Annotated in this window: 19 protein-coding genes; 10 read left to right on the top strand and 9 right to left on the bottom strand. The window is 61.9% G+C overall.

From position 1 onward, the window contains the following. Position 1: 1 nt before the first annotated feature. Positions 2–1,021: an AraC family transcriptional regulator gene (locus CTR2_RS09355; protein ID WP_087084302.1), complete on the bottom strand. Its 1,020-nt coding sequence runs from the start codon at positions 1,019–1,021 to the stop codon at positions 2–4. A 125-nt stretch (positions 1,022–1,146) separates the two neighbouring features. On the opposite strand from CTR2_RS09355, the gene CTR2_RS09350 reads away from it, so the two are divergent. The 8 genes from CTR2_RS09350 to CTR2_RS09315 all read left to right on the top strand — a co-directional run bounded on the left by CTR2_RS09350 (position 1,147) and on the right by CTR2_RS09315 (position 8,389). After that, a complete protein-coding gene (locus CTR2_RS09350) occupies positions 1,147–2,331 on the top strand; it encodes a lipid-transfer protein (RefSeq protein WP_087084303.1) in 1,185 nt (394 codons plus the stop codon). An 11-nt stretch (positions 2,332–2,342) separates the two neighbouring features. After that, a complete protein-coding gene (locus tag CTR2_RS09345; RefSeq protein WP_087084304.1) occupies positions 2,343–2,783 on the top strand; it encodes a MaoC family dehydratase N-terminal domain-containing protein in 441 nt (146 codons plus the stop codon). Between the two features lie 12 nt (positions 2,784–2,795). Further along, a complete protein-coding gene (locus tag CTR2_RS09340; RefSeq protein WP_087084305.1) occupies positions 2,796–3,209 on the top strand; it encodes a MaoC family dehydratase in 414 nt (137 codons plus the stop codon). A 30-nt stretch (positions 3,210–3,239) separates the two neighbouring features. After that, positions 3,240–4,070: an SDR family NAD(P)-dependent oxidoreductase gene (locus CTR2_RS09335; protein WP_087084306.1), complete on the top strand. Its 831-nt coding sequence runs from the start codon at positions 3,240–3,242 to the stop codon at positions 4,068–4,070. A 2-nt stretch (positions 4,071–4,072) separates the two neighbouring features. Next, complete coding sequence (locus CTR2_RS09330) at positions 4,073–5,230, top strand: acyl-CoA dehydrogenase family protein (RefSeq protein ID WP_087084307.1); 1,158 nt, start codon at positions 4,073–4,075, stop codon at positions 5,228–5,230. A gap of 41 nt (positions 5,231–5,271) precedes the next feature. Next, the gene (locus tag CTR2_RS09325; RefSeq protein ID WP_087084308.1) at positions 5,272–6,828 is read left to right on the top strand and encodes an acyl-CoA synthetase; all 1,557 of its coding nucleotides are present in this window, start codon (positions 5,272–5,274) and stop codon (positions 6,826–6,828) included. Beyond that, complete coding sequence (locus CTR2_RS09320; RefSeq protein ID WP_087084309.1) at positions 6,828–7,610, top strand: enoyl-CoA hydratase/isomerase family protein; 783 nt, start codon at positions 6,828–6,830, stop codon at positions 7,608–7,610. Before CTR2_RS09325 ends, CTR2_RS09320 begins: the two co-directional genes overlap by 1 nt. A gap of 134 nt (positions 7,611–7,744) precedes the next feature. Beyond that, positions 7,745–8,389 (top strand): 3'-5' exonuclease, encoded by a 645-nt coding sequence (locus CTR2_RS09315; protein WP_176391685.1) that lies wholly within the window; start codon positions 7,745–7,747, stop codon positions 8,387–8,389. A gap of 72 nt (positions 8,390–8,461) precedes the next feature. Here the strand turns inward: CTR2_RS09315 and CTR2_RS09310 are convergent, their stop codons facing one another. Continuing rightward, the gene (locus CTR2_RS09310; protein ID WP_087084311.1) at positions 8,462–9,658 is read right to left on the bottom strand and encodes a GGDEF domain-containing protein; all 1,197 of its coding nucleotides are present in this window, start codon (positions 9,656–9,658) and stop codon (positions 8,462–8,464) included. Positions 9,659–9,866: 208 nt separating this feature from the next. Here CTR2_RS09310 and CTR2_RS09305 point away from each other — a divergent pair, with 208 nt between their 5' ends. Further along, positions 9,867–11,144 carry an O-acetylhomoserine aminocarboxypropyltransferase/cysteine synthase family protein gene (locus CTR2_RS09305; RefSeq protein ID WP_087084312.1) on the top strand — a complete coding sequence of 426 codons (1,278 nt, stop codon included), beginning with the start codon at positions 9,867–9,869 and terminating at the stop codon, positions 11,142–11,144. A 27-nt stretch (positions 11,145–11,171) separates the two neighbouring features. Here the strand turns inward: CTR2_RS09305 and egtB are convergent, their stop codons facing one another. The 4 genes from egtB to CTR2_RS09285 all read right to left on the bottom strand — a co-directional run bounded on the left by egtB (position 11,172) and on the right by CTR2_RS09285 (position 15,738). After that, positions 11,172–12,500, bottom strand: a complete 1,329-nt coding sequence (gene egtB, locus CTR2_RS09300; protein WP_087084313.1) for an ergothioneine biosynthesis protein EgtB — start codon at positions 12,498–12,500, stop codon at positions 11,172–11,174. Beyond that, entirely contained in the window at positions 12,487–13,419 is a 933-nt protein-coding gene (egtD, locus tag CTR2_RS09295) for an L-histidine N(alpha)-methyltransferase (protein ID WP_087084314.1), read from the bottom strand. The genes egtB and egtD overlap by 14 nt, the downstream gene beginning before the upstream one ends. Before the next feature lie 481 nt (positions 13,420–13,900). Beyond that, positions 13,901–14,515 (bottom strand): OmpW/AlkL family protein, encoded by a 615-nt coding sequence (locus CTR2_RS09290; protein WP_087084315.1) that lies wholly within the window; start codon positions 14,513–14,515, stop codon positions 13,901–13,903. A gap of 203 nt (positions 14,516–14,718) precedes the next feature. Beyond that, positions 14,719–15,738 carry a DUF808 domain-containing protein gene (locus CTR2_RS09285; RefSeq protein ID WP_087084316.1) on the bottom strand — a complete coding sequence of 340 codons (1,020 nt, stop codon included), beginning with the start codon at positions 15,736–15,738 and terminating at the stop codon, positions 14,719–14,721. 142 nt (positions 15,739–15,880) lie between these two features. Here CTR2_RS09285 and CTR2_RS09280 point away from each other — a divergent pair, with 142 nt between their 5' ends. Further along, positions 15,881–16,090, top strand: coding sequence for a hypothetical protein (locus CTR2_RS09280; RefSeq protein ID WP_087084317.1), 210 nt, complete (start codon positions 15,881–15,883; stop codon positions 16,088–16,090). Positions 16,091–16,123: 33 nt separating this feature from the next. Here the strand turns inward: CTR2_RS09280 and CTR2_RS09275 are convergent, their stop codons facing one another. The 3 genes from CTR2_RS09275 to CTR2_RS09265 are packed head-to-tail and all read right to left on the bottom strand — an operon-like array spanning position 16,124 to position 21,050. Beyond that, positions 16,124–17,329, bottom strand: a complete 1,206-nt coding sequence (locus CTR2_RS09275) for a VWA domain-containing protein (protein WP_003056497.1) — start codon at positions 17,327–17,329, stop codon at positions 16,124–16,126. Positions 17,330–17,331: 2 nt separating this feature from the next. Then, the gene (locus tag CTR2_RS09270; RefSeq protein WP_087084318.1) at positions 17,332–19,914 is read right to left on the bottom strand and encodes a DUF5682 family protein; all 2,583 of its coding nucleotides are present in this window, start codon (positions 19,912–19,914) and stop codon (positions 17,332–17,334) included. Between the two features lie 53 nt (positions 19,915–19,967). After that, complete coding sequence (locus CTR2_RS09265) at positions 19,968–21,050, bottom strand: ATP-binding protein (protein ID WP_087084319.1); 1,083 nt, start codon at positions 21,048–21,050, stop codon at positions 19,968–19,970. Positions 21,051–21,053 lie beyond the last annotated feature (3 nt).

The following is a 21,053-nucleotide window of genomic DNA, read 5'->3' as shown; positions in this document are numbered from 1 at the left end:
ATCAGCTCTCGACCGGCCTGGCACGGTAAAGGCCGGGCGAGCTGCCCGTCCAACCCTTGAATGCACGCTGAAACGCCGCTGCGTCGGCAAACCCCAGGTCTGCCGCCAGCTCTGTAAAACTGACTTTGCTGGTTCCCAGTCGGGAGACCGCTATGTCCCGGCGAAGCTCATCCTTGATGGCTTGAAAGGAGGTGCCCGCAGCAGCCAGCTTGCGCTGCAGCGTGGGGGCCGACATGTTCAGCTCGGCAGCCGTGGCTTCCAGCCCCGCCCATCGCGGACGCGACTGCAGCAAATGAGAATGCACGCGGGCATCCACACCTTCTCCGGTACGCGGCGGCATGATGGCCGCCGCCGGCCAGCTGGCCACAAAGGTCTGCAACGCCTGCTCGTCGCGACTGCAGACGCGGGCGAGCTTGCGCGCATCAAACCAGAATGCCGAAAACGGCAAACCGAAATGCAAAGGCGCCGGAAAGGTATCGCCATAGTCGTTGGCGTAATCAGGCTGCCCGAAGGCAAAGTCAAAGTGCTGCACCTTGAGCGTACCGCCCATCAGCCAGGCAGTAAGCCGCCACAGCACGCGCAGGGAAAACTCATAGAGGAAATTGGGCAAGGGCTCATATCCCACCGGGCGCAGCACAATGCCCGCCAGCGCTCCATCACGCACCAGTTGCACATCCACCTGATCCTGCAGCAGCACATGGGCCTGGCACATGCGCTGCAACGCTATCTCCATCCCGTGCCCGGACAGGGCCTGACGCGCAATCAGCTCCAGACTGCCGCGCTTGAGCGGTCTGGAGAACTGGCACATGGCCTCATCCCCCAGCATCTCCACCACTCGCCACATCAGCGCCACATACTGGTCTGCCGTGACTCTGGCGCCATCCTGCGCCAGCAGCAGAGGGGCTATGCCGGCACGCAGCAGCAGCTCCTCGCAGTCATGCCCGTGTCTTCTTACCCCGGCAGCAATACCCCGCACCAGCGCCATGGAGATCGTGAAAGGAACGATGGAAGCAGCAGCCATGAACAGATCACCTTGAGGTCTTTTGACATACGAAAGATGCGCTCGGCAATGGGTTTGCGCATCGGTAATTCCTACGATGGCTCTCATTGCTCGACACCTGTTTGCCACTTTCCCAAGGAGCCCCAATGAGTCGCGATGTGTTTGTTGCCGGCGTAGGCATGATTCCATTTGCCAAACCCGGAAAGAGTGATCCCTACTTCCAGATGGGCTCCAGTGCCACGTCCCTGGCGCTGGCAGATGCAGGCCTCGCGTATGACGCAGTGCAGCAAGCCTATGCAGGCTATGTCTACGGTGACTCCACCGCTGGTCAGAGAGCGCTGTATGAGGTGGGCATGTCCGGCATTCCCATCATCAATGTCAACAACAACTGTTCCACCGGCTCCACCGCACTGTTCCTGGCACGTCAAGCCGTGGCCAGCGGTGCTGCCGACTGTGTGCTGGCCCTGGGGTTCGAGCAGATGACCCCTGGCGCACTGGGCTCGGTCTTTAGCGACCGGCCCAGCCCTTTTGACCGATTCGAAGCGGAAACCGATGCCCTGGTCGGCGACAACGGCGTGCCACTGGCCCTGCGCTACTTCGGCGGAGCAGGCAAGGCGCATATGGACCAGTACGGCACGCAGCTTTCCACCTTTGCCAAGATCCGCGCCAAGGCCAGCCGCCATGCAGCGCGCAATCCCCTGGCCCTGTTCCGCACCGAGGTGTCAGAGGAGGAGGTCATGGCCTCTCCCGTGATGTGGCCGGGCGTCATGACCCGGCTCATGGCCTGCCCACCGACCTGCGGTGCGGCGGCGGCCCTGCTGGTGTCCGAAGCCTATGCGCTCAAGCATGGCCTGGACCACAGCGTGCGCATCCGCGCCCAGTCCATGACCACGGACAGCCTCAAGACCTTCGAGGCCCACGATATGCGCGAAGTGGTGGGCTTCAGCATGGCTCAGGACGCTGCGCGTCAGGTCTACGAACAGGCCGGCATCAGTCCCCAGGACGTTGATGTAGTGGAGCTGCACGACTGCTTTGCACAAAACGAATTGCTGACCTACGAGGCCCTGGGCCTGTGCCCTGTGGGCGGTGCGGAAAAATTTGTCTGCGACGGCGACAACACCTACGGCGGCAAGTTTGTGACCAATCCGTCGGGCGGTCTGCTATCCAAGGGACACCCGCTGGGCGCCACCGGTCTTGCCCAGTGCACAGAATTGGTGCAACAGCTGCGCGGCCGGGCCGATCAGCGCCAGGTTGCCAATGCCCGCCTGGCGCTGCAGCACAACCTCGGCCTCGGTGGCGCCTGTGTGGTCACCCTCTACGAGCGCGTTTGAAGGAGCGGCCAATGATTGACACCCAATGGATAGGGCATGCCCTGCCCTCTTCCGAACTCAGCCTGGATCGTAGCCGCCTTCGTTTCTTTGCCAAGGCCATCGGCGAAAACAGCGCCGTCTATACCGACCTGGAAGCCGCCCACGCAGCGGGCTACCCAGACCTACCTGCGCCCCCCACCTTTTTGTTTGCGGCGGAGATGGACAGCGGTGCGTCCGACCTGCTCCTGCAAACCCTGAACATCCCGATCGCCAAGATCCTGCACGGCGAGCAAAGCTTTTGCTATCACCGAAGCGCCTGCGCCGGAGACCGTATCACAGTGCAGTCCAGGATCGATGACATCTACAGCAAGAAGAACGGTGCACTGGAGTTTGTCGTGAAGTCATCGCGCGCCGTCAATCAGAACAACGAATTGGTGGCCGAGATGCGCTCCGTCATCGTCGTTCGCAACTAGAAAGGGCTGGCAATGAACACCCCTCGCTACGAGAAGGTCCAGGTTGGAGATGCACTGCCGGCCCTCGACCTTCCCCCGATCAGCCGCACCACGCTGGCCTTGTTTGCCGGAGCCTCTGGCGACCACAACCCGATTCATATCGACACCGACTTTGCGCGCAAGGCCGGCGTGCCCGATGTGTTTGCCCACGGCATGCTGGGCATGGCCTGGCTGGGGCGGCTGCTGACGAACTGGGCGCCACAGTCCAGGCTGCGCCACTTCGACGTGCGCTTTCAGGGCATTACCCATCTGGCCAATGCGATCTCATGCACGGGCCGCGTTATGGAAAAACGCGATGCGGACCGCAGCGTCCGCGTCGAGGTGCAAAGCACCAACCAGCATGGCCAGACCAAGATCGCGGGCGATGCCTGGATCAGCCTGCCCTGAGAACGTATTGATTCGCCCAAGGAGACAGCAATGACAAGAAAACTCGACGGCAAAGTGGCCCTGGTTTCAGGATCGGGCCGCGGCATAGGCCGCAGCATCGCCCTCAAGCTGGCCGGCGAAGGCGCACGCCTGGTCATCAACGACCTCGATACGGAACCCGCCAATGAGACCCTGGCCTTGATACGCGAGATGGGCGGCGAGGCCATTGCCTGCGTGGGCAATGTCACCCACACCGACTTTGCCGAGCGCTTTGTCGGCGCCGCCGTCCAGCAATACCAGGGACTGGACATCATCGTCAACAACGCCGGCTACACCTGGGACAACGTCATCCAGAAGATGAGCGATGAGCAGTGGTACGCCATTCTCGACTGCCATCTGACGGCGCCGTTTCGCATACTGCGTGCGGCCCAGCCTGTTATCAGGACCTTATCCAAAACCGAGCTGGAAGCTGGCCAGCGCGTCATGCGCAAGGTGGTCAATATTTCCTCGGTGGCTGGCCTGTTCGGCAATGCGGGCCAGACCAACTACTCCGTGGCCAAGGCCGGCATCACGGGCATGACCATGACGCTGGCCAAAGAGTGGGGACGCATGAACGTCAATGTGAACTGCGTGGCATTCGGGCTCATCAAGACCAGGCTGACCAACTCCGCCGCCAATGGCGAGACGGCCCACATCGAAGGCCGCGACATCAAGGTAGGCGTGAACCCCGGTCTGATGGCAGCCATGGAACAGACGATTCCCCTGGGTCGCGCCGGCACGCCCGACGAAGCGGCGGGTGCGGTCTACCTCTTTTGCCAACCTGAGTCGGACTACATCAGCGGCCAGACCTTGATGTGTACCGGCGGCCTGACAGGGGTCTGAACATGCTGCTGCCCAAACCCTTTCAACATGCCTGGATGAATGCAGATATCGATGCTTTCAGAGAGCAGGTACGCCGCTACATAGAGCGCGAACTGGCACCCTATGTACCCGCCTGGCGCGCTCAAGGTTACGTGCCGCGCGAGATCTGGCGCGGCTTTGGCGCATATGGCTTTCTGCTGCCCGAGATGGACGAGCAATGGGGCGGCGGTGGCGGCAATCTGGCTTACCAGCTGGTAGTGCAGGAAGAGCTGACCAAGGCCGAGGTACATGCCATCACCAGCGTGCACACCATCGCCTCGCACTATCTGCTGGCCTACGGGACGGAGGAACAGAAGCAGCGCTGGCTGCCCAGGCTTTGCAGTGGCGAGTTGCTGGCCGGAATTGCCATGACCGAACCCAGCGTGGGCTCCGACCTCAAGGCCATGCGCACACGGGCCCAGCGCGATGGCGAGCACTACGTCATCAATGGCTCCAAGACCTTCATCACCAATGGCTACACGGCCAATTTGCTGGTGGTGGCCGTGCGCACCGGAGATGCCGGAAGCGGCGGCGTATCGCTGGTGGTGCTGGAGACGGAGAACCTGCCCGGCTTTCGCGTGGGCCGCAGGCTAGGCAAGATCGGCCAGCATATTTCGGACACCGCCGAGCTGTTCTTTGAAGACCTGCGCATACCCGCCAGCCACTTGCTGGGAGGCACCGAGGGGCAAGGCTTCAAGCAGCTGATGAGCCAACTGCCCTATGAACGCATGCTACTGGGGGTCAGCGCCGCTGCAGCCATCGAGATGGCTGTTGCACTGACCGTGGACTACACCCAGCAACGCAAGGCATTCGGCCAGACGATTGCAGACTTCCAGAACACGCGCTTCAAGCTGGCCGAATGCGCCACCACGGCCCATGTGGTGCGCAGCTTTGTCAACGACTGCATACAGCGCCTGCTCGACGGCACTCTGGATAACGAGGCCGCCTACATGGCCAAGTGGTGGTGCAGCGAGCAGCAGTGCAAGGTGATGGATGAATGCCTGCAGCTGTTCGGCGGCTACGGCTATATGGAGGAATACCCCATCGCGCGCCTGTACACCGATGCCCGGATCCAGAAGATCTACGGCGGCGCCAATGAAATCATGAAGGACCTGATCGCCAGACGCCTTTTCGCCCAATAGCCTCGCATTGATCGCTTTCTCTGTTTCAAGAAAGGCCACCCATGTATCTCACGCAAAGCTTGCGTCGCGCCATGCAGCAGACGCCCCATGCCACAGCCAGCATCTACAACGGTCGCAAACGCAGTTTTGCGCAGCTGGGGGAGCGGGTCGCCCGCTTCGCTGGTGCGCTGCAGGCGCTGGGCGCCCAGGCCGGGGACCGGGTCGGGATTCTGAGCCTCAACTCAGACTGGTATCTGGAGTACTACATGGCCTGCTACTGGGCAGGCGTGGCCGTCAACCCCATCAATATCCGCTGGAGCGCCAACGAGATCGCCTACTCCCTCGATGATTGCGACACCCGCCTCCTGCTGGTGGATGACAGCTTCGTGCCGTTGATGCCCGAGATACTCAAGCTGTCCCGCTCTCTGCAGACGCTGATCCATCTGGGCGATGGTCCCGCCCCGCAGAACATGCTTTCCTACGAAGCACTGGTGGCAGACAGCAGCCCGGTTGAAGACGCCATGCGCAGCGGCGACGACCTGGCCGGCGTCTTCTATACCGGCGGCACCACGGGTTCCCCCAAAGGGGTCATGCTCTGCCACCGCAATCTCTATACCAATGCCATTTCGGGTGTGTCGTCACAGATCGTGCGCGCAGGCAGCATCGGTCTGCACGCAGCCCCCATGTTCCATCTGGCTGACGGTGCGTTCATGAATGCCCTGTTTGCCGCAGGCGGCTGCCATGTCATGGTGCCGCGCTTCGACCCCATCGCGGTGCTGCAGGCCATCGCCAGCACCGGTGTGACCGATACGCTGCTGGTGCCCACCATGATTCAGATGCTGGTGGACCATCCCGATGTGCACAAATACGATCTGAGTTCGCTGCGTCAGATGACTTATGGTGCATCTCCCATTTCCGAGGGTCTGCTGGACCGCGCCATGCGGACCATCCCCGATGTGAGCTTTTTGCAGGCCTATGGTATGACGGAGGTATCCCCTATTGCCACCATTCTTTCCCCCGAGATGCACCGCGAACCAGGCCGGGCCAGGGGCCGTCACCGCAGCGCCGGACGCGCCACGGCCTGCACCGAGGTGCGTATCGTCGATCCCGAGGGGCGGGAAGTGCCGCGAGGCGAGGTAGGTGAAATCGTGGTTCGAGGTCCCGGCGTGATGTTGGGCTACTGGAACAAGCCCGCCGAAACCGAAGCTGCCATCCGCGATGGCTGGATGCATACGGGTGACGGCGGTCGCATGGACGACGAAGGCTATGTCTTTGTGGTGGACCGCATCAAGGACATGATCGTCACAGGTGGCGAGAACGTCTACAGCGTCGAGGTGGAAAGCATCATTGCCACCCACCCTGCCGTGGCCTCATGCGCTGTCATAGGCATTCCCCATGAGCACTGGGGTGAGCAGGTCCATGTCTTCATCGTGCTTAAGCCCGGACAGAGCCTGGAAGCCCAGGAACTGATCCACTTCTGCAAGGAGCGCATCGCCGGCTACAAATGTCCCCGTGATGTTTCCTTTGTCGAGGCCATGCCGCTATCCGGTGCAGGCAAGATCCTCAAGACCAGCTTGCGGGCCCCTTTCTGGGCCCATCATGAAAGAAAGATCGCCTGATGTCTGATTTGGTTCTCTGGAAAGTTCGCAACGGCGTAGGTCATATGGTTCTGAACCAGCCCGAGCGGGGCAACGTGATCAGCACGGACATGGCTCACAACCTGAAGACGGTGGTAGAGCGGGCCTGCAACGCGGATATCGGTGCCCTGCTCATTTCCGCAAGCGGTAAGCAATTCTGCGTCGGGGGAGACATCAGCGAGTTTGGCGAACATCGCGAGCGACTGGCACCGCTGATCGACGCCATGCTGGATGTGCTCAATCCGGTCATGCATCAGCTGGCCAGCCTGCCGCTGCCAGTCATCAGTGCCGTGCAAGGCCCTGTCGGAGGCGGCGGCATCGGGCTCGCACTGTGTGCGGACCTGGTACTGGCCAGCCGTCACATGTTCTTGCGCGGTGGCTATTCGGCCATCGGTCTGAGCCCGGATCTGGGTGTATCGGCCTATCTCACCCGCCGTGCCGGTGCTGCCAAGGCCAAATACATTCTGATGAGCAACCGCGCCATCGCGGCCGAGGACTGTCTGCGCATGGGCCTGGTCGACGAGCTGCACGAGCCCGAACAGCTGCTCACTGCGGCAACCGCACTGGCCGAGGAGCTTGCCGGCGGCCCCACCAACTCCCTGGCGGGCATCAAAAACCTCTGTGACTCGGCACATCGGCAGGACCTTCAGCAGCAACTGGGTGCCGAGCGTGAAGCCATGCTGGCCTGCGCCCTCTCCGGCAACAGCCTCGAAGGCGTGACTGCCTTCTTGCAAAAGCACAAACCCGTGTTTCAGCGTCGCTGAATCGATTGCCTATTTTTTAGGCGCCACATGCAAAGCCTTGCCAGTCAAGGCTTTGCGCATTTATTCCGATATTTACCCACAGGCCAGACCACATGTTCTGGGGATAAGCACGAAGCTGGTGTGTAATCACCGGCATGCCCCGATTGATTGCACCCAGCAAGGACGAAAGTGCCCTGCTCCCTCCGTTTCTGGAATTGCCCGAGCATGCAATCCACATACCGCAGTCCGAAACCGAATTTGAAGCCGCCTTCAAGGCCATGAATGCCGAGCCCGTGCTCGGCTTTGACACTGAAAGCAAACCCATCTTCAATATTGGCCAGCAAGACAGCGGCCCTCATCTGGTGCAGCTTGCCACGGCCAGTCAGGTCTGGCTGCTGCAACTGCACAGGCCCATGGCTCTGGAAGTGTCGCGCATGGTGCTGGCTGCAGAACATATCTGCAAGGTCGGCTTCGGGCTCGATAACGATAAACACTCCCTGCCCCGCAGGCTGGGGGCGCCGCTGATCAATATTCAGGATCTGGACAGCCGCTTCAAGCGGCTCGGCTACGGCCCATCAGTGGGTGTGCGCGCCGCCGCGGCGCTGGTACTCCAGCAGAGCTTTCGCAAGTCCAAGCGCACCACCACCTCCAACTGGGCTGCCACGGAACTCAGCCCGGCCCAGCGGCGTTATGCCGCCAATGACGCCCATGCTCCGGTCGTGATCTATGCCCACCTGCCCGCCTGGGAAAGCACACAACCCGTCCTTCCCCGACGCGGCCCCAGGAGTCCGAGGTCGTGAATGTTCAGCCCTCAAATCGCGAAAAGAAGCCAATCGTCAAAGCACCATAGACTCGGCCCCCGACAACGGGATTCAGGCAATCATTCTCCATTGCAGCTCGCTCTCGTCCTGCGCAGAGCTCATGACACAGTCCCGCCCTGCCTTCTTGGCCTGGTATAGCAGCGCATCGGCCCGAGCCAGTGCCTGCTCGAAATCCTGTGCGGAACTGAGTGCAGCAATGCCAAAACTGGCTGTTACCCTGAGTTGCTCAGCCAATCCTCCGAGCATCTGGCTTTGCAAGCGCTCACGCACACGCTCCACAATGGCTTGCGCTTCGAACAGCTGCACTCGGGAGAGCAGCAAGACAAACTCCTCTCCGCCGAAGCGGGCAACCAGATCGCAGTCTCTGACCTGCTGAGTCAGCAACTGTGCCAGTTGCTGTAGCACCTGATCGCCGGCCGCATGGCCCCAGTTGTCGTTGATGTATTTGAAATGATCGATGTCCACGGCAACCACGGCCCAGGGCATCAGCCGCTGATCGGCCAAGCGCGACTCTGCGGCCTCCATGAAGGCGCGGCGATTGAGCAGGCGCGTCAAAGAGTCCCGGTTGCGCTCTTCGCGCAATGTCGTCAACACATCCCTGACCGAGCAGGCCAGCAGTCCTACGGCAAACCACATCGCAAACAGAAGTGCTATGGCCTGGGTGAGCAGCCAGTATCCGGACCGGGTCAGCTCCTGCACTTCGTGAACGGGCAACAGACTGACGGCTGCCGGCCTGAACAAGGCATAGCAGACGTTGAGCCCATAGGCCCAGCGCACGCCACGCTCCAGCCAGTCCTTTGACGAATCGGCCTTGAGAAACGCCGGCATGGCTAGGGTCAGCTGAAAGGCCATGGCCAGAGCCAGGCACTGCACGCGGACCCACAAATCATTCTCGATCCGGGAAAAATAGAACAGCACGGACAGAGCGACGACGGCGACCAGAATGCCGCAGGGCACACTCGCCCCGGCAGCCCCCAGCCTCAGGGATACCCCTTGCGCCAGCGACCAGGTCCCCAGCAGATACAGACATGCCGTGGCGATTGCAAACTGGCTCAGCTGCGCATTGCTCATCAGGCTTTGCGCAGCCAGAGCCGTCGCGAGCAGCACATAACCGCCCACCAGCCAGAGCAAAAACAGCGCACGCGGCTGTCGGCGCTGCACATACCAGCAAGCCAACAAGGCAAACCCGAACAACACCACGCAAGCCGGCGCGATCAAGGCAAAGTACAAATCTGCAGGCTGGCCCAATTGAGGTTCTCCGCGCAGGAAACTGTGAATTCAACGTCTTCCATTCTCCGGCGAGAAGTATCTCCAATATTCCGATACAGCGCTCGCTTTCACTCTGGCATAAGCACATAGCCATTAGGTCGTTCTCCTGAGTCAGCGTCCTGCCCATAATCAATGACGCCAAAGCCCGGGCTGTGGCGTTCGAATAACTTGCCAAAGAGACACACACATGCGCATAGAGACACTCGCCGTACATGCCGGCTATTCCCCCGACCCCACCACCAAGGCCGTGGCCGTACCCATCTACCAGACGGTGGCCTACGCGTTTGACAGCGCCCAGCATGGCGCCGATCTGTTTGATCTGAAGGTCCCGGGCAATATCTACACGCGCATCATGAATCCCACCACCGACGTGCTGGAAAAGCGCGTCGCGGCGCTCGAAGGCGGCATTGCCGCACTGGCCGTGGCATCAGGCATGGCTGCCATCACCGCCGCCATCCAGACCCTGGCCGAAACGGGTGACAACATCGTGTCGGCCAGCACACTCTACGGCGGCACCTACAACCTGTTTGCCCACACCTTCCCGCAGCAAGGCATCGAGGTGCGCTTTGCCGATCCACGCGACCCAGCCAGCTTCGGCAAGCTGATCGACGCCAAGACCAAGGCGGTATTCATCGAGTCCATCGGCAACCCATTGGGCAATGTGACCGATATCCGCGCTCTGGCCGATGTGGCCCACCGGCACGGCGTGCCGCTGATCGTCGACAACACCGTTCCCTCTCCCTATCTGCTGCGCCCGTTCGAGCATGGCGCCGACATCGTCGTGCATTCGCTGACCAAATACCTGGGCGGCCACGGCACCAGCGTGGGCGGGGCGATCGTGGACAGCGGCAAGTTCCCCTGGACGGAGCACAAGGCCCGCTTCAAGCGCCTGAACGAACCCGACGTCAGCTACCACGGCGTTGTCTATACCGAGGCCCTTGGCCCCGCCGCATTCATTGGCCGCGCCCGCGTCGTGCCGCTGCGCAACATGGGCGCTGCCATCTCGCCGCAGAACGCCTTCCAGATTCTGCAAGGCATCGAAACCCTGGCCCTGCGCATGGACCGCATCTGCGAAAACACACAGAAGATTGCAGAAACGCTGCAAAAACACCCCAAGGTGGAATGGGTGCGCTATGCAGGCCTGAAAGACCACCCCGACCATGCCATCGTGCAAAAACAGTCTGGAGGCCGTGCATCGGGCATTCTGTCGTTCAGCCTCAGGGGCAGCGAAGGCCGTGCCGCCGGAGCACGCTTCCTGGACGCCTTGCAGCTGTTCACGCGCCTGGTCAATATCGGCGATGCCAAGTCGCTGGCCACCCACCCTGCCTCCACCACGCATCGCCAGTTGGACGCCGACGAGCTGGCCAAGGCCGGCGTCACCGAAGGCATGGTGCGCCTGTCCGTGGGCATCGAACATATTGACGATCTGCTGGCCGACCTGACCCAGGCGTTGGAACAGGTCTGAAGCGGACTGGGACTCCGGCGCGCGACTTCAGACATCGCGCGCCAGGCGCAGCCCCGTCATCTGCCAGCGAGCCGTTGCCGGAAAGAAGTTGCGATAGGTCAGCCGCGCATGGCCGGCAGGCGTGAGGCAGGAGCCTCCGCGCAGCACATACTGGTTGACCATGAATTTCCCGTTGTACTCACCCACGGCACCCTCGGCCACGCGAAAGCCCGGGTAGGCGGCATAGGACGAATGCGTCCACTCCCAGACCTGGCCTGTTGCCACCCCATGATGAGCGCCTGAGACTTCAGGATGCAGGCTGGCATGACCCACTGACGAGGACACAGGCCAGTCATGCGCACCCATTGCCACCTCCCACTCCATCTCCGTCGGCAGGCGCGCGCCGTCCCAGCGCGCATAGGCATCAGCCTCGAAATAGGAGATATGGCAGGCAGGCCTGAGCGCATGCAGAGCCGTCACGCCATACAGGCTGAACTCCTGCCAGCCCGTATCTCCCGCACCATCTTCAGCTTGCCTCCAGTACCAGGGGTGGCCCAGTTGCTGGGCCTGGCACCAGTCCCAGCCTTCGGCCAGCCACCATTGAGGCTGACTGTAGCCGCCATCCAGCACAAAGCGCAGAAACTCGCCATTGTTCACGGGCCTCGATGCAATCTGCGCAGCTTGCACATAGACGCTGTGCCTGGGCATTTCATTGTCAAACGCAAAGCTGCCGCCGCCATGACCTATGCTGTAGATGCCCGCCTCAAGTGGCAGCCATGTGAGATCGGCATAGGCCTGCACGGAATTCTCCTCTGCGACCCCATCTGACGCATAAGCAGGCCAGAGCGGGTGACAAGAGAGCAAATGCTTGATATCGGTGAGCATCAACTCCTGATGCTGCTGCTCGTGCTGCATACCCAATGTAATGAGTTGGGCCACCGCCTGCTGCGTCGCCAGCGCTCTCTCTTTCATGGCCGCCATCAGCGCCAGCATCTGCTCATCCACCGCAGCGCGATAGGCCATGACCTGCGTCAGAGCAGGTCTGGTCAGCAAACCCCGTTGGGCTCGCGGATGGCGTGCCCCCACCTGCTGGTAGTACGAGTTGAACAGCATCCGATAGCTGGCATCGAAAACCTGATGCCCTTGCTGATGCACGGCCAGTACAAAGGTTTCGAAGAACCAGCTGGTATGGGCCAGATGCCATTTGGCAGGACTGGCGTCCGGCATGGATTGCACGCAGGCGTCTTCTGCAGACAAGGGTGCAGCCAGCTTTTGTGTGCAGGCCCTCACCCGCTCGAACTGCTGCGCCAGCACTATCCAGTCCCTGGCAGCAGGTGCCATGGAAAATGACCGCGCCATGGTTTCAGGCATGGGCATGAATGACGGCAAACCATTGCTGCTCATCGGTCCAGACCCTGGGTTCGGCAAATCCCGCGCAAGCCAGCATGGAGAGAAAGTCGGACAGCGGGTATTTGTAGCTGTTCTCCGTATGGATCGTCTCGCCCTGAGCAAAATAGCGCAGGCCCTGAGGCCAGCACACCATGACGGGGCGACGGGCGCGCAAATGCATCTCTATCCGTGATGTCCGGCTGTCGAAGCGCGCCTCATGCGCCCAGTCCTGAAGATTGAAATCGCTGCCAAGCAGACGGTTCACATGATTGAGCACATTGAGATTGAATTCGGCTGTGACGCCCTGCTCATCGTCATAGGCGGCTATCAGAACCGGTACCGGCTTGGGCAGATCAATGCCAATCAGCAGCCCGCCGTCGCCACCCAGAAGTGAATGCATATGTCTGAGCATATGCAAAGCCTGCCGCGTATCGAAGTTGCCGATCGAGGAGCCAGGATAGAACAGCTCACGCCGCGTCTGTGGCACGCCTGACGGCAAATGCCAGTCCCCCGTGAAATCCGCCGCAACTGCACGAGCCGTAAGCCGCGGGAAGTCATGCTCCAGCCTGGCCACAGCGGCCTGCAGAAACTCGACCGCAATATCCACTCCCAGAAACTGCTGCGGCCCCACGCTGCGGCACAGGCGTCGCACTTTTTCGCAATTGCCCGCTCCCAGCTCTATCAACACCTGGCAACCCGCCATGGCCTGGGCGATCTCCAGGTCGTAGCGGGCCATGATGGCAGCCTCGGTTCTTGTGGGGTAGTACTCGGGCAGCTCGGTTATCTGCTCAAACAGGGCGCAGCCATGCGCGTCATACAGGAACTTGGGAGAAATCTGCGCCTGCCGCTGCATCAGCCCCTGCGCCAGTTCATAGCGCAGATGCGTCGGGGGGGTATACGCGTCCATGAAGGTGCAACTCTCGCCCTGAAGCGGTGGAGGTCTCAACGAGGACGCCAGAGGCAATGGAATACGCCCTGCGCGTGATGCAAACTCTATCGGTGCTGCCTGCCTGTCCGGTGTCGCGCGCATGCTGATCCTCCTGATGAGCTGATCGCGCGCTGCAGCCATTGCCCGCGCCATCACTGCCAAGCCTGCTTTAGACCCTCAGCCTAGCGCGGCCGGCAATCGGCAGAAGTAGGACTGAAGCCAGCGATTCTTTTACTGCATGCGCATGCAGCAATGCTGACAAAGTCAATACTGGTCAAAGAATTCAGCAAAAAAAATCGGTACCCCGCGCAGGCGGAATACCGATCTAAACATACACCCTAGCCTCCGAAATCATCAGGCCATGCCGACCTGCTGACTCCGATGCACCGCAGAGCCTGCGGTGCGTGACTCACCTGCGGGAAGAAGGCCGCAGATGAGAGCACTCTTTGCCGTGAAGCTATCAGAAGCGATAGCCCACGCCCACACCCACCAGCCATGGGTCAACCTTGAACTTGGTATTTTCAAAAACGCCTGCACCTGTGACCTTGGTACCCAGATACACCTTCTTGATGTCGAAGTTCAGTGACCAGTTCTTGTCCAGCGCATAGTCGAAGCCAACCTGCAGCGCACCGCCAAAGCTGTTCTTCTTCACGGTCACGGCACCATCCAGGATGTCCACGTTCGAGAAGCGTGTGTAGTTCACGCCTGCCCCCACATAAGGCTTGAAGGCCCCGAAGTTGGTGAAGTGGTACTGCGCCAGCAAGGTGGGGGGCAGATGCTTGAGCGAACCGATCTTGCCGCCATTCAGGCGCACATCATGCTTTTGAGGATAGGTCAGCACCAGCTCTGCCGCGATGTTGGGCGTGAAGAAGTAGGACACGTCCAGCTCGGGCATCCACTTGTTGTTGATGCTCACACCTGCGTCTCCGGCAGCGCCACCGTTGTCGCTGTCCAGATGCAGAGCGCGCACGCGAACCTGCCAAGGGCTGGAGCCGTCAAACGAAGATTGGGCAAAAGCGGAACCGGCCGTCAGGGCGCTGGCAACAGCAGCAATCGCGATCAGAGTCTTTTTCATGGGTTCTTTCCTTGAAGAATTGGGTGAGTGCAATGCTTTGCATCCCTTGGCATCCATTGAAACAAAGCCCCTGCCACACGGGTTTGTCCCAGGTCAACCCCCACACCAACACCGCAAAGAAAAAAGCGGACGTTGCCCATCGGCCACGTCCGCCCAGGATACTGATGAAGCGCAAAAATCTGCGTCAGCAGTGATGGTAGTCGTCAATTCGGATGAGCCACCCTGGCTGGTCGCAGCTTGTGCCACAACGCCACGCACACCACAACCGCACCGCCAATGACGGCCCCAACCAGCACATGCACCAATACCGGTCCCAGCGCTGCAACAATACCGCCCGTGGGCACAATCACCTGCTCTATCCAATGTTCGACCGGCTCTATGCCGTGCACCAGCAAGCTACCGCCCACCATGAACATGGCAGCCGTGCCCACGATGGACAGCCCGCGCATCAGCCACGGGGTAAAAGCAATCAGACCACGGCCCATGGCCTTGGCAGCGCTGCTGCTCTTGGCCATCAGCCAGCCGCCCACATCATCCATGCGCACAATGCCGGCCACCAATCCATAGACGAACACGGTGATGGCCAGAGCTACAGCGATCAGCACCGAGGCCTGCTCCCAGATGGGTTTGGCGGACACCGTACCCAGCGCAATCGCCATGATTTCGGCCGACAGGATAAAGTCCGTGCGCACGGCCCCCTTGACCTTCTGCTTTTCGTACTCCATCGGGTCCATCTGCTTTTCACGCGCGGCACGCACCGATGAAGGCGCAACACCTTGATGGGCCGCCTCCTCGGCATCCACCACGGCGTCATGCGCATCATGCTTTTGGTGCCTGTGAAACAGCTCAAGGATCTTTTCCACGCCTTCAAAGCACAGAAAAGCGCCCCCCACCATCAGCAAAGGCGTGATCAACCAGGGCACAAAGGCGCTGATCAACAGCGCAGCCGGCACCAGGATGGCCTTGTTCAGCAGCGAGCCCTTGGCCACAGCCCAGACCACGGGCAGCTCCCGGTTGGCCTTCACTCCCGTGACCTGCTCGGCATTGAGTGCCAGATCGTCGCCCAGCACGCCGGCCGTCTTCTGCACCGCCACCTTGGTCTGTGTGGCCACGTCATCGAGAATCGCCGTACTCTTGCCTGCCGCGGTCTTGGTCATCAAGGCCACGTCGTCCAGCAAGCTAGCAATATCGTCTAGCAACATCAAAAGGCCGGCACCTGCCATCGCTTCTCCTGGTGGTTTGCAAAATCGCCATCATGCCTGCAAACCGTGCCACGATTGCGACAGGAAATTGCCAATCAGCTGCGCGCTCGGCACGGCACTGGCTTTGCAGCGACAATGAGCGCCCTCATCGAACGGAAACCCTGTGACTCAAGCCATCGCCCATGCCGAACTGATTGCCAGCTACCGCAAACTTGCCGCAGAGGCCGCCAAGAAGGCGGAGCTGGTCAAGGCCGCAGCGGGCAAAGGCCCCAAGACCATTGCAACGGTCAGCGAAACCGCTGCCAAGGCCGCGCGCCGCCGCGATGTGATGGCCGCCAGGCTGGCCAAGCTCGGCGTCGCTCTGCCGGACTGAGCCTCAACAAGCAGTCTTCTTCGGGCAATCTTCCTATTTGCTGGTCTTGAAGCCCTGCGTCGCGGCCCAGGCGGCCACATCGTCGCGGCGGATGGCAGCGGCCATGAGCTGCGGAAAGGCGTCGGGGGTGCAGGCAAACGAGGGCACGCCCAGTGCTGCCAGCTTGGCCGCCAGTTCCGCGTCATAGGCCGGCGCACCCTCGTCGCTGAGCGCCAGCAGCGTGATGAACTGCACGCCTGCTTCCACCAGTTCGTTGGCGCGGCGCAGCAGGCCCGACTCCACACCGCCTTCGTAAAGGTCGGAGATCAGCACCAGGATGCTGTTGCGCGGCTCGCTGATCAGCCCCTGGCAATAGCCAACCGCACCATTGATATCGGTGCCGCCGCCCAGTTGCACGCCAAACAGCACATCGACGGGGTCGTCGAGTTTCTCCGTCAGATCGACCACGGCCGTATCGAACACCACCAGCTTGGTGGCCACGGCCGGCAGGCTGGCCATCACCGCACCGAAGATGCTGGAATAGACCACCGAGTTGGCCATGGAGCCGCTCTGGTCAATGCACAGGATCACCTCGCGCTGTGGGCGGCGCGCCTTGCGCCCATAGCCAATCAGCGTCTCTGGAACAATGGTCTTGTACTCGGGCTGCCAATGGCGCAGGTTGGCGCGTATGGTGCGATTCCAGTCGATCTCGGCATGGCGCGGACGTCGGTTGCGCTGGCTGCGGTCCAGTGCACCTGCCACGGCACTGCGCATGGGCTCCTCGAGTTTCTTCATCAGCTCGTCAACCACCTTGCGCACCACCAGCCGCGCCGTGGCCTTGGTGTTCTGCGGGATCACCGAGCCCAGTGAAATCAGGTCCGCCACCAGATGTACATCGGGCTGCACGTTCTCCAGCATTTCGGGCTGCAGCAGCAACTCGCGCAGATTCAGACGCTCCATGGCATCGCGCTGCATGACCTGCACGACCTGGCTCGGAAAGTACTTGCGGATATCGCCCAGCCAGCGCGAGACCGAAGGCGAAGAGTTGCCGCGCCCGCCCTTGCGCGATGCCAGCTTGCTGTCTTCCTCATACAAGGCGGCCAGCGCCTGGTCCATCTCCTGCAAGCGGCCCGTCACACCGCCGCAACTGGCATCAGCGGGGCTGCCCAGCACCATGCGCCAGCGCTGCAGCCGCGTGGTGGGCTGCAGCTCTTCGGACTCCTGTTGCGGCTCGGTCGCCAAATTTGCTGTTTGCTTCATCGTCACACCTTGGCCGCGGCCGCATCAAAATCGGTAGCTGCCTGGGCTTGTCCCATCAGCGCCTGAGGCAGATTCAAGCCCAGCAACTCATTGAGCACGGGCAAGGCCAGCAAGGCACGCGACTCATCCCAGGGCGCGGCATCGTCCGCAGCGCCCACAGCAGGATCGGATGCCGCTGCGCCTCCCACAGGCGTTCGCCTGACCTTGTCGCCCAGGCTTTGCCGCTCGTGATTGCTGAAGCTCGAGAAGCTGCGCCGCACCAGCGGCAGAATCTGTGCAAACTGCACCTCGCCCAGACCGCTGAGCCAGGCATCGACAGCCCCCCAGATGGATTCGTCATGCAGCAGCACCAGCGCCTGCCGGTTCAGGAAACCGTCCAGCCAGGCCGCCACATCCATGGGAGCCGCACCCAGCGAAAGATTGCGGTTGAACTGACGCACGATTTCAGCGCTTTCCAGCAACTGCTCGTCCAGCAGCAAACGGCAGGCCATGCCGCGCAGCAACGCCGCTGCGGCATCCCCCATGGCCAGGCTGCGCAGCGCCAGGCGCCAGGCATCCACCGCCTGCTGCGCCTCGCCGTCGCTGGTGCGCAGCCGCAGGGCCTCGTGCGCCGCCAGCACCTTGGTCTTCATGGCAGCCGCAGCATCCTCATCCATGGCCATGCAGGCAACAGGCAGACCGATGGCGGCGCGCAGCACCAGCGAATCGATCACGCCGGCCAGCAAGGCGGTATCCGTCTGGCGCACACTGCCATAGCGATAGACATTGGCCAGCGGCGGCAAGGCCTGCAGCAGCTGGGCCACATCGCCCGTGGTGGCTGCACGCTGGGCCAGCGTGGCGATCAGTGCCTCGACCAGCTGCGGCAAATCGGCCAGCAGCGCATCGTCGATGGCCTGCGCTATTTCGGGCAGCGAGGTCTCGGGCGTCAGGCTGGAGCGCAGCTTGGCCGTGGTGGCCTGGGCCACGGTGGCGCCGTGCACGCTGGCCTCGATGATGCGCACCGCCAGCTCGGGCTCCCACTGCACCTGCCAGCTTTCGCGGAAAGTGCCTCGATTGCGTTGGGCATCGGTGGCGCGCACGCCCCAGTCGATGCCCAGCAGGCGCAGACGGTGCAGAAAATGGCTGCGCGCCAGATCCGTGTCCTTGCGCAAATCCAGCGCCAGCAGCTTGCTTGCCGCTTCGGGCTTGAGGCGCAGCGACTTCTGTTGCTGCTCGATATCGCGCTGCAGCGGCACCTGGGGAACATCGGCGGGCACCTGGCCCAGCACATGACCGACGGTCAGTTCCTCATCGATCAACCTGAGCGGTGCGTCCTCGCCCATGCAGATCACGGTGACGATGGCTTCGTTGATTTCTTCCAGGCCGGGCATGGGCTGACCGCGCAGCGCCGCCAGGCCCTCGGACAGCCGCGTGGCCTCGATGATGTGAGCGCTGGAGCAGTCCAGATCCTTGTCGCGCAGCAGATGGGCTACGCGTGTCAGCCAGCCCGCCGTGCGCAGCGTGGCCGGAGAAACCACGTTTTTGATAGCTGCTTGCGCTTTACCATCAAGCATTTGAGGCTGATATGACTCCAAATCCGGAGGCGGCTGATAGCACTGCCACAAATGCTGGTACCAGCCCGGCGAAGTCACGCCCGCGCCATAGCCGCTGCTGCTGGCCAGGTTGCGATAAGTCCAGGGAGCCCAGGTCGCCAGCACCTTGGCCTTGGGCAAGCCCTTGAGCAGGGCGCTGTCGGCCTTGGCCGTCACGCTGGCCTTGAGCGCCGGCACATGCCAGGCACCGCAGACCACGGCAATGCGCTGGTGACCGGCCTTGCTCGCCTCGCGAATGCACTGGCGCATATGGGCTTCGCGCAGTGCTTCGCGCTTCATGTATTCCTCGCCGCGCCAATGTTCGCCGTCCTTGGACAGTTCTTCGCGCGCCGCAGTCATCACCTCGCCAATGCTTTCAAACAGCGCTTCGCTGTCGCCGCGCTCCTCGACCAGACGGTTCCACCAGCTCTCGCCATCGTCAAAGCCTGCGGCATGGGCCAGCCAGTCCAGCGGATCGCGGTACAGGTGTTGAGGAGCCGATGCCGGGAGGTCCAGTTGCAGCTCATGCTCGTCGCCGTCCTGCATATCGGCAAGCGTCGCGGCCTCCGCGACATCCGGTGCTTCTGCGGCAGCCTCCTCGGAGTCCGGGACAGCTGCCGACAGCACCGCCTCCTCGGCTTCCTGTGCCGCCTTCTTCAGCGCTTCGCGTCGTGCGAACTCGATGGCCATGCCATGGGTCTGGGGCAGGTCGATGAAGCGGGTGGCAACACCCTGGCGACTGGCCCACTGCAATGCCTGCCATTCGGGTGAAAACTCGGCAAACGGATAGAACGCGGCCTGGCTGGGCTCGTCCTGCATATAGACCAGCATGGCCACGGGCGGGCGCAGCTCGGCACTTTGCAGCATGGGCAGCAGCGCCTCACCCTCGGGCGGACCTTCCACCAGCAGGCAATCGGGCTGCAAGGCCTCAAGCGCCTGCAGCAGACTGCGAGCACAGCCCGGGCCGTGATGGCGTATGCCGAAGAAATGGACGTTGTCAGCGGAAGTGGCCATGGGCTCGATCAGCAGTCACATGAGAAAAGAATGGGAAAGTCCTGAGAAGCACGTCAGATCTGCTCGCGGCAGGCGCGGTACAGATCCTTCCAGTCACTGCGTTCCTTGACCACGGTTTCCAGATATTCCTTCCACACCACCGTATCCTGCACCGGGTCCTTGATCACGGCTCCCAGCAGGCCCGAGGCCACGTCGGCCGCGCGCAGCACGCCATCGCCGAAATGGCCGGCCAGCGCCATGCCGCTGTTGATGACCGAAATGGCCTCTGCCGTGGACAGCGTGGAGCTGGGCGACTTCACGCGCACGGTCTTGCCGTCCTCGGTCTGGCCTTGGCGCAACTCACGGAAGATCTGCACCACACGGCGCACTTCCTGCAGCGCAGGCGGCTCGGTTGGCAGCTGCAGCGCCCGCCCCTGCTCGGCCACGCGCTTGGTGACGATCTGCACCTCCTCGTCCTGCGAGGCGGGCACAGGCAGCACCACGGTGTTGAAGCGGCGCTTGAGGGCGCTCGACAGCTCGTTGACGCCCTTGTCGCGGTTATTGGCCGTGGCAATGACCGAAAAGCCCTGCACGGCCTGGAACTCCATGGACAGCTCTGGCACGGGCAGCGTCTTTTCGGACAGCACGGTGATCAGCGTGTCCTGCACATCGGCGGGAATACGTGTGAGCTCCTCGATGCGCGCGATCTTGCCCAGCTTCATGGCGTTGACCAGCGGGCTGGGAATCAGCGCTTTCTCGGACGGGCCGTGGGCCAGCAACTGGGCATAGTTCCAGCCATAGCGCAGTTGCTCCTCGCTGGTGCCGGCCGTGCCCTGGATCAGCATGGTCGAATCGCCGCTCACGGCCGCAGACAGATGCTCGGACACCCAGGACTTGGCCGTGCCGGGCACGCCGTACAGCAGCAAGGCACGGTCGGTGGCCAGCGTGGACACGGCAATCTCCATCAAACGCGGATTGCCGATGTACTTGGGGCTGAGCTCGAACCCGTTGCTGAGCTTGCCACCCATCAGGTACTGGAGCACGGCCCAGGGCGAGAGCTTCCAGTTGGGCGGGCGCGGACGGTCGTCCACCTTCTTCAGGGCATCGAGTTCTTCGGCAAATTGCGCCTCGGCGTGCTGACGTAGTACTTGGCTCATGAT

The sequence above is a fragment of the Comamonas thiooxydans genome, assembly GCF_002157685.2.
GTDB classification, from domain to species: Bacteria; Pseudomonadota; Gammaproteobacteria; order Burkholderiales; family Burkholderiaceae_C; genus Comamonas; species Comamonas testosteroni_H.
This window is presented reverse-complemented; position numbering and strand designations above follow the sequence as displayed.

Coding starts and splice junctions, on each gene's coding strand:
- CTR2_RS09325 (WP_087084308.1), top strand. CDS start 5,272: ATGTATCTCACGCAAAGCTTGCGTCGCGCCATGCAGCAGACGCCCCAT.
- CTR2_RS09290 (WP_087084315.1), bottom strand. CDS start 14,515: ATGAAAAAGACTCTGATCGCGATTGCTGCTGTTGCCAGCGCCCTGACG.
- CTR2_RS09265 (WP_087084319.1), bottom strand. CDS start 21,050: ATGAGCCAAGTACTACGTCAGCACGCCGAGGCGCAATTTGCCGAAGAA.
- egtB (WP_087084313.1), bottom strand. CDS start 12,500: ATGCCCATGCCTGAAACCATGGCGCGGTCATTTTCCATGGCACCTGCT.
- CTR2_RS09285 (WP_087084316.1), bottom strand. CDS start 15,738: ATGGCAGGTGCCGGCCTTTTGATGTTGCTAGACGATATTGCTAGCTTG.
- CTR2_RS09345 (WP_087084304.1), top strand. CDS start 2,343: ATGATTGACACCCAATGGATAGGGCATGCCCTGCCCTCTTCCGAACTC.
- CTR2_RS09330 (WP_087084307.1), top strand. CDS start 4,073: ATGCTGCTGCCCAAACCCTTTCAACATGCCTGGATGAATGCAGATATC.
- CTR2_RS09275 (WP_003056497.1), bottom strand. CDS start 17,329: ATGAAGCAAACAGCAAATTTGGCGACCGAGCCGCAACAGGAGTCCGAA.
- egtD (WP_087084314.1), bottom strand. CDS start 13,419: ATGGACGCGTATACCCCCCCGACGCATCTGCGCTATGAACTGGCGCAG.
- CTR2_RS09355 (WP_087084302.1), bottom strand. CDS start 1,021: ATGGCTGCTGCTTCCATCGTTCCTTTCACGATCTCCATGGCGCTGGTG.
- CTR2_RS09270 (WP_087084318.1), bottom strand. CDS start 19,914: ATGGCCACTTCCGCTGACAACGTCCATTTCTTCGGCATACGCCATCAC.
- CTR2_RS09320 (WP_087084309.1), top strand. CDS start 6,828: ATGTCTGATTTGGTTCTCTGGAAAGTTCGCAACGGCGTAGGTCATATG.
- CTR2_RS09305 (WP_087084312.1), top strand. CDS start 9,867: ATGCGCATAGAGACACTCGCCGTACATGCCGGCTATTCCCCCGACCCC.
- CTR2_RS09335 (WP_087084306.1), top strand. CDS start 3,240: ATGACAAGAAAACTCGACGGCAAAGTGGCCCTGGTTTCAGGATCGGGC.
- CTR2_RS09315 (WP_176391685.1), top strand. CDS start 7,745: ATGCCCCGATTGATTGCACCCAGCAAGGACGAAAGTGCCCTGCTCCCT.
- CTR2_RS09340 (WP_087084305.1), top strand. CDS start 2,796: ATGAACACCCCTCGCTACGAGAAGGTCCAGGTTGGAGATGCACTGCCG.
- CTR2_RS09350 (WP_087084303.1), top strand. CDS start 1,147: ATGAGTCGCGATGTGTTTGTTGCCGGCGTAGGCATGATTCCATTTGCC.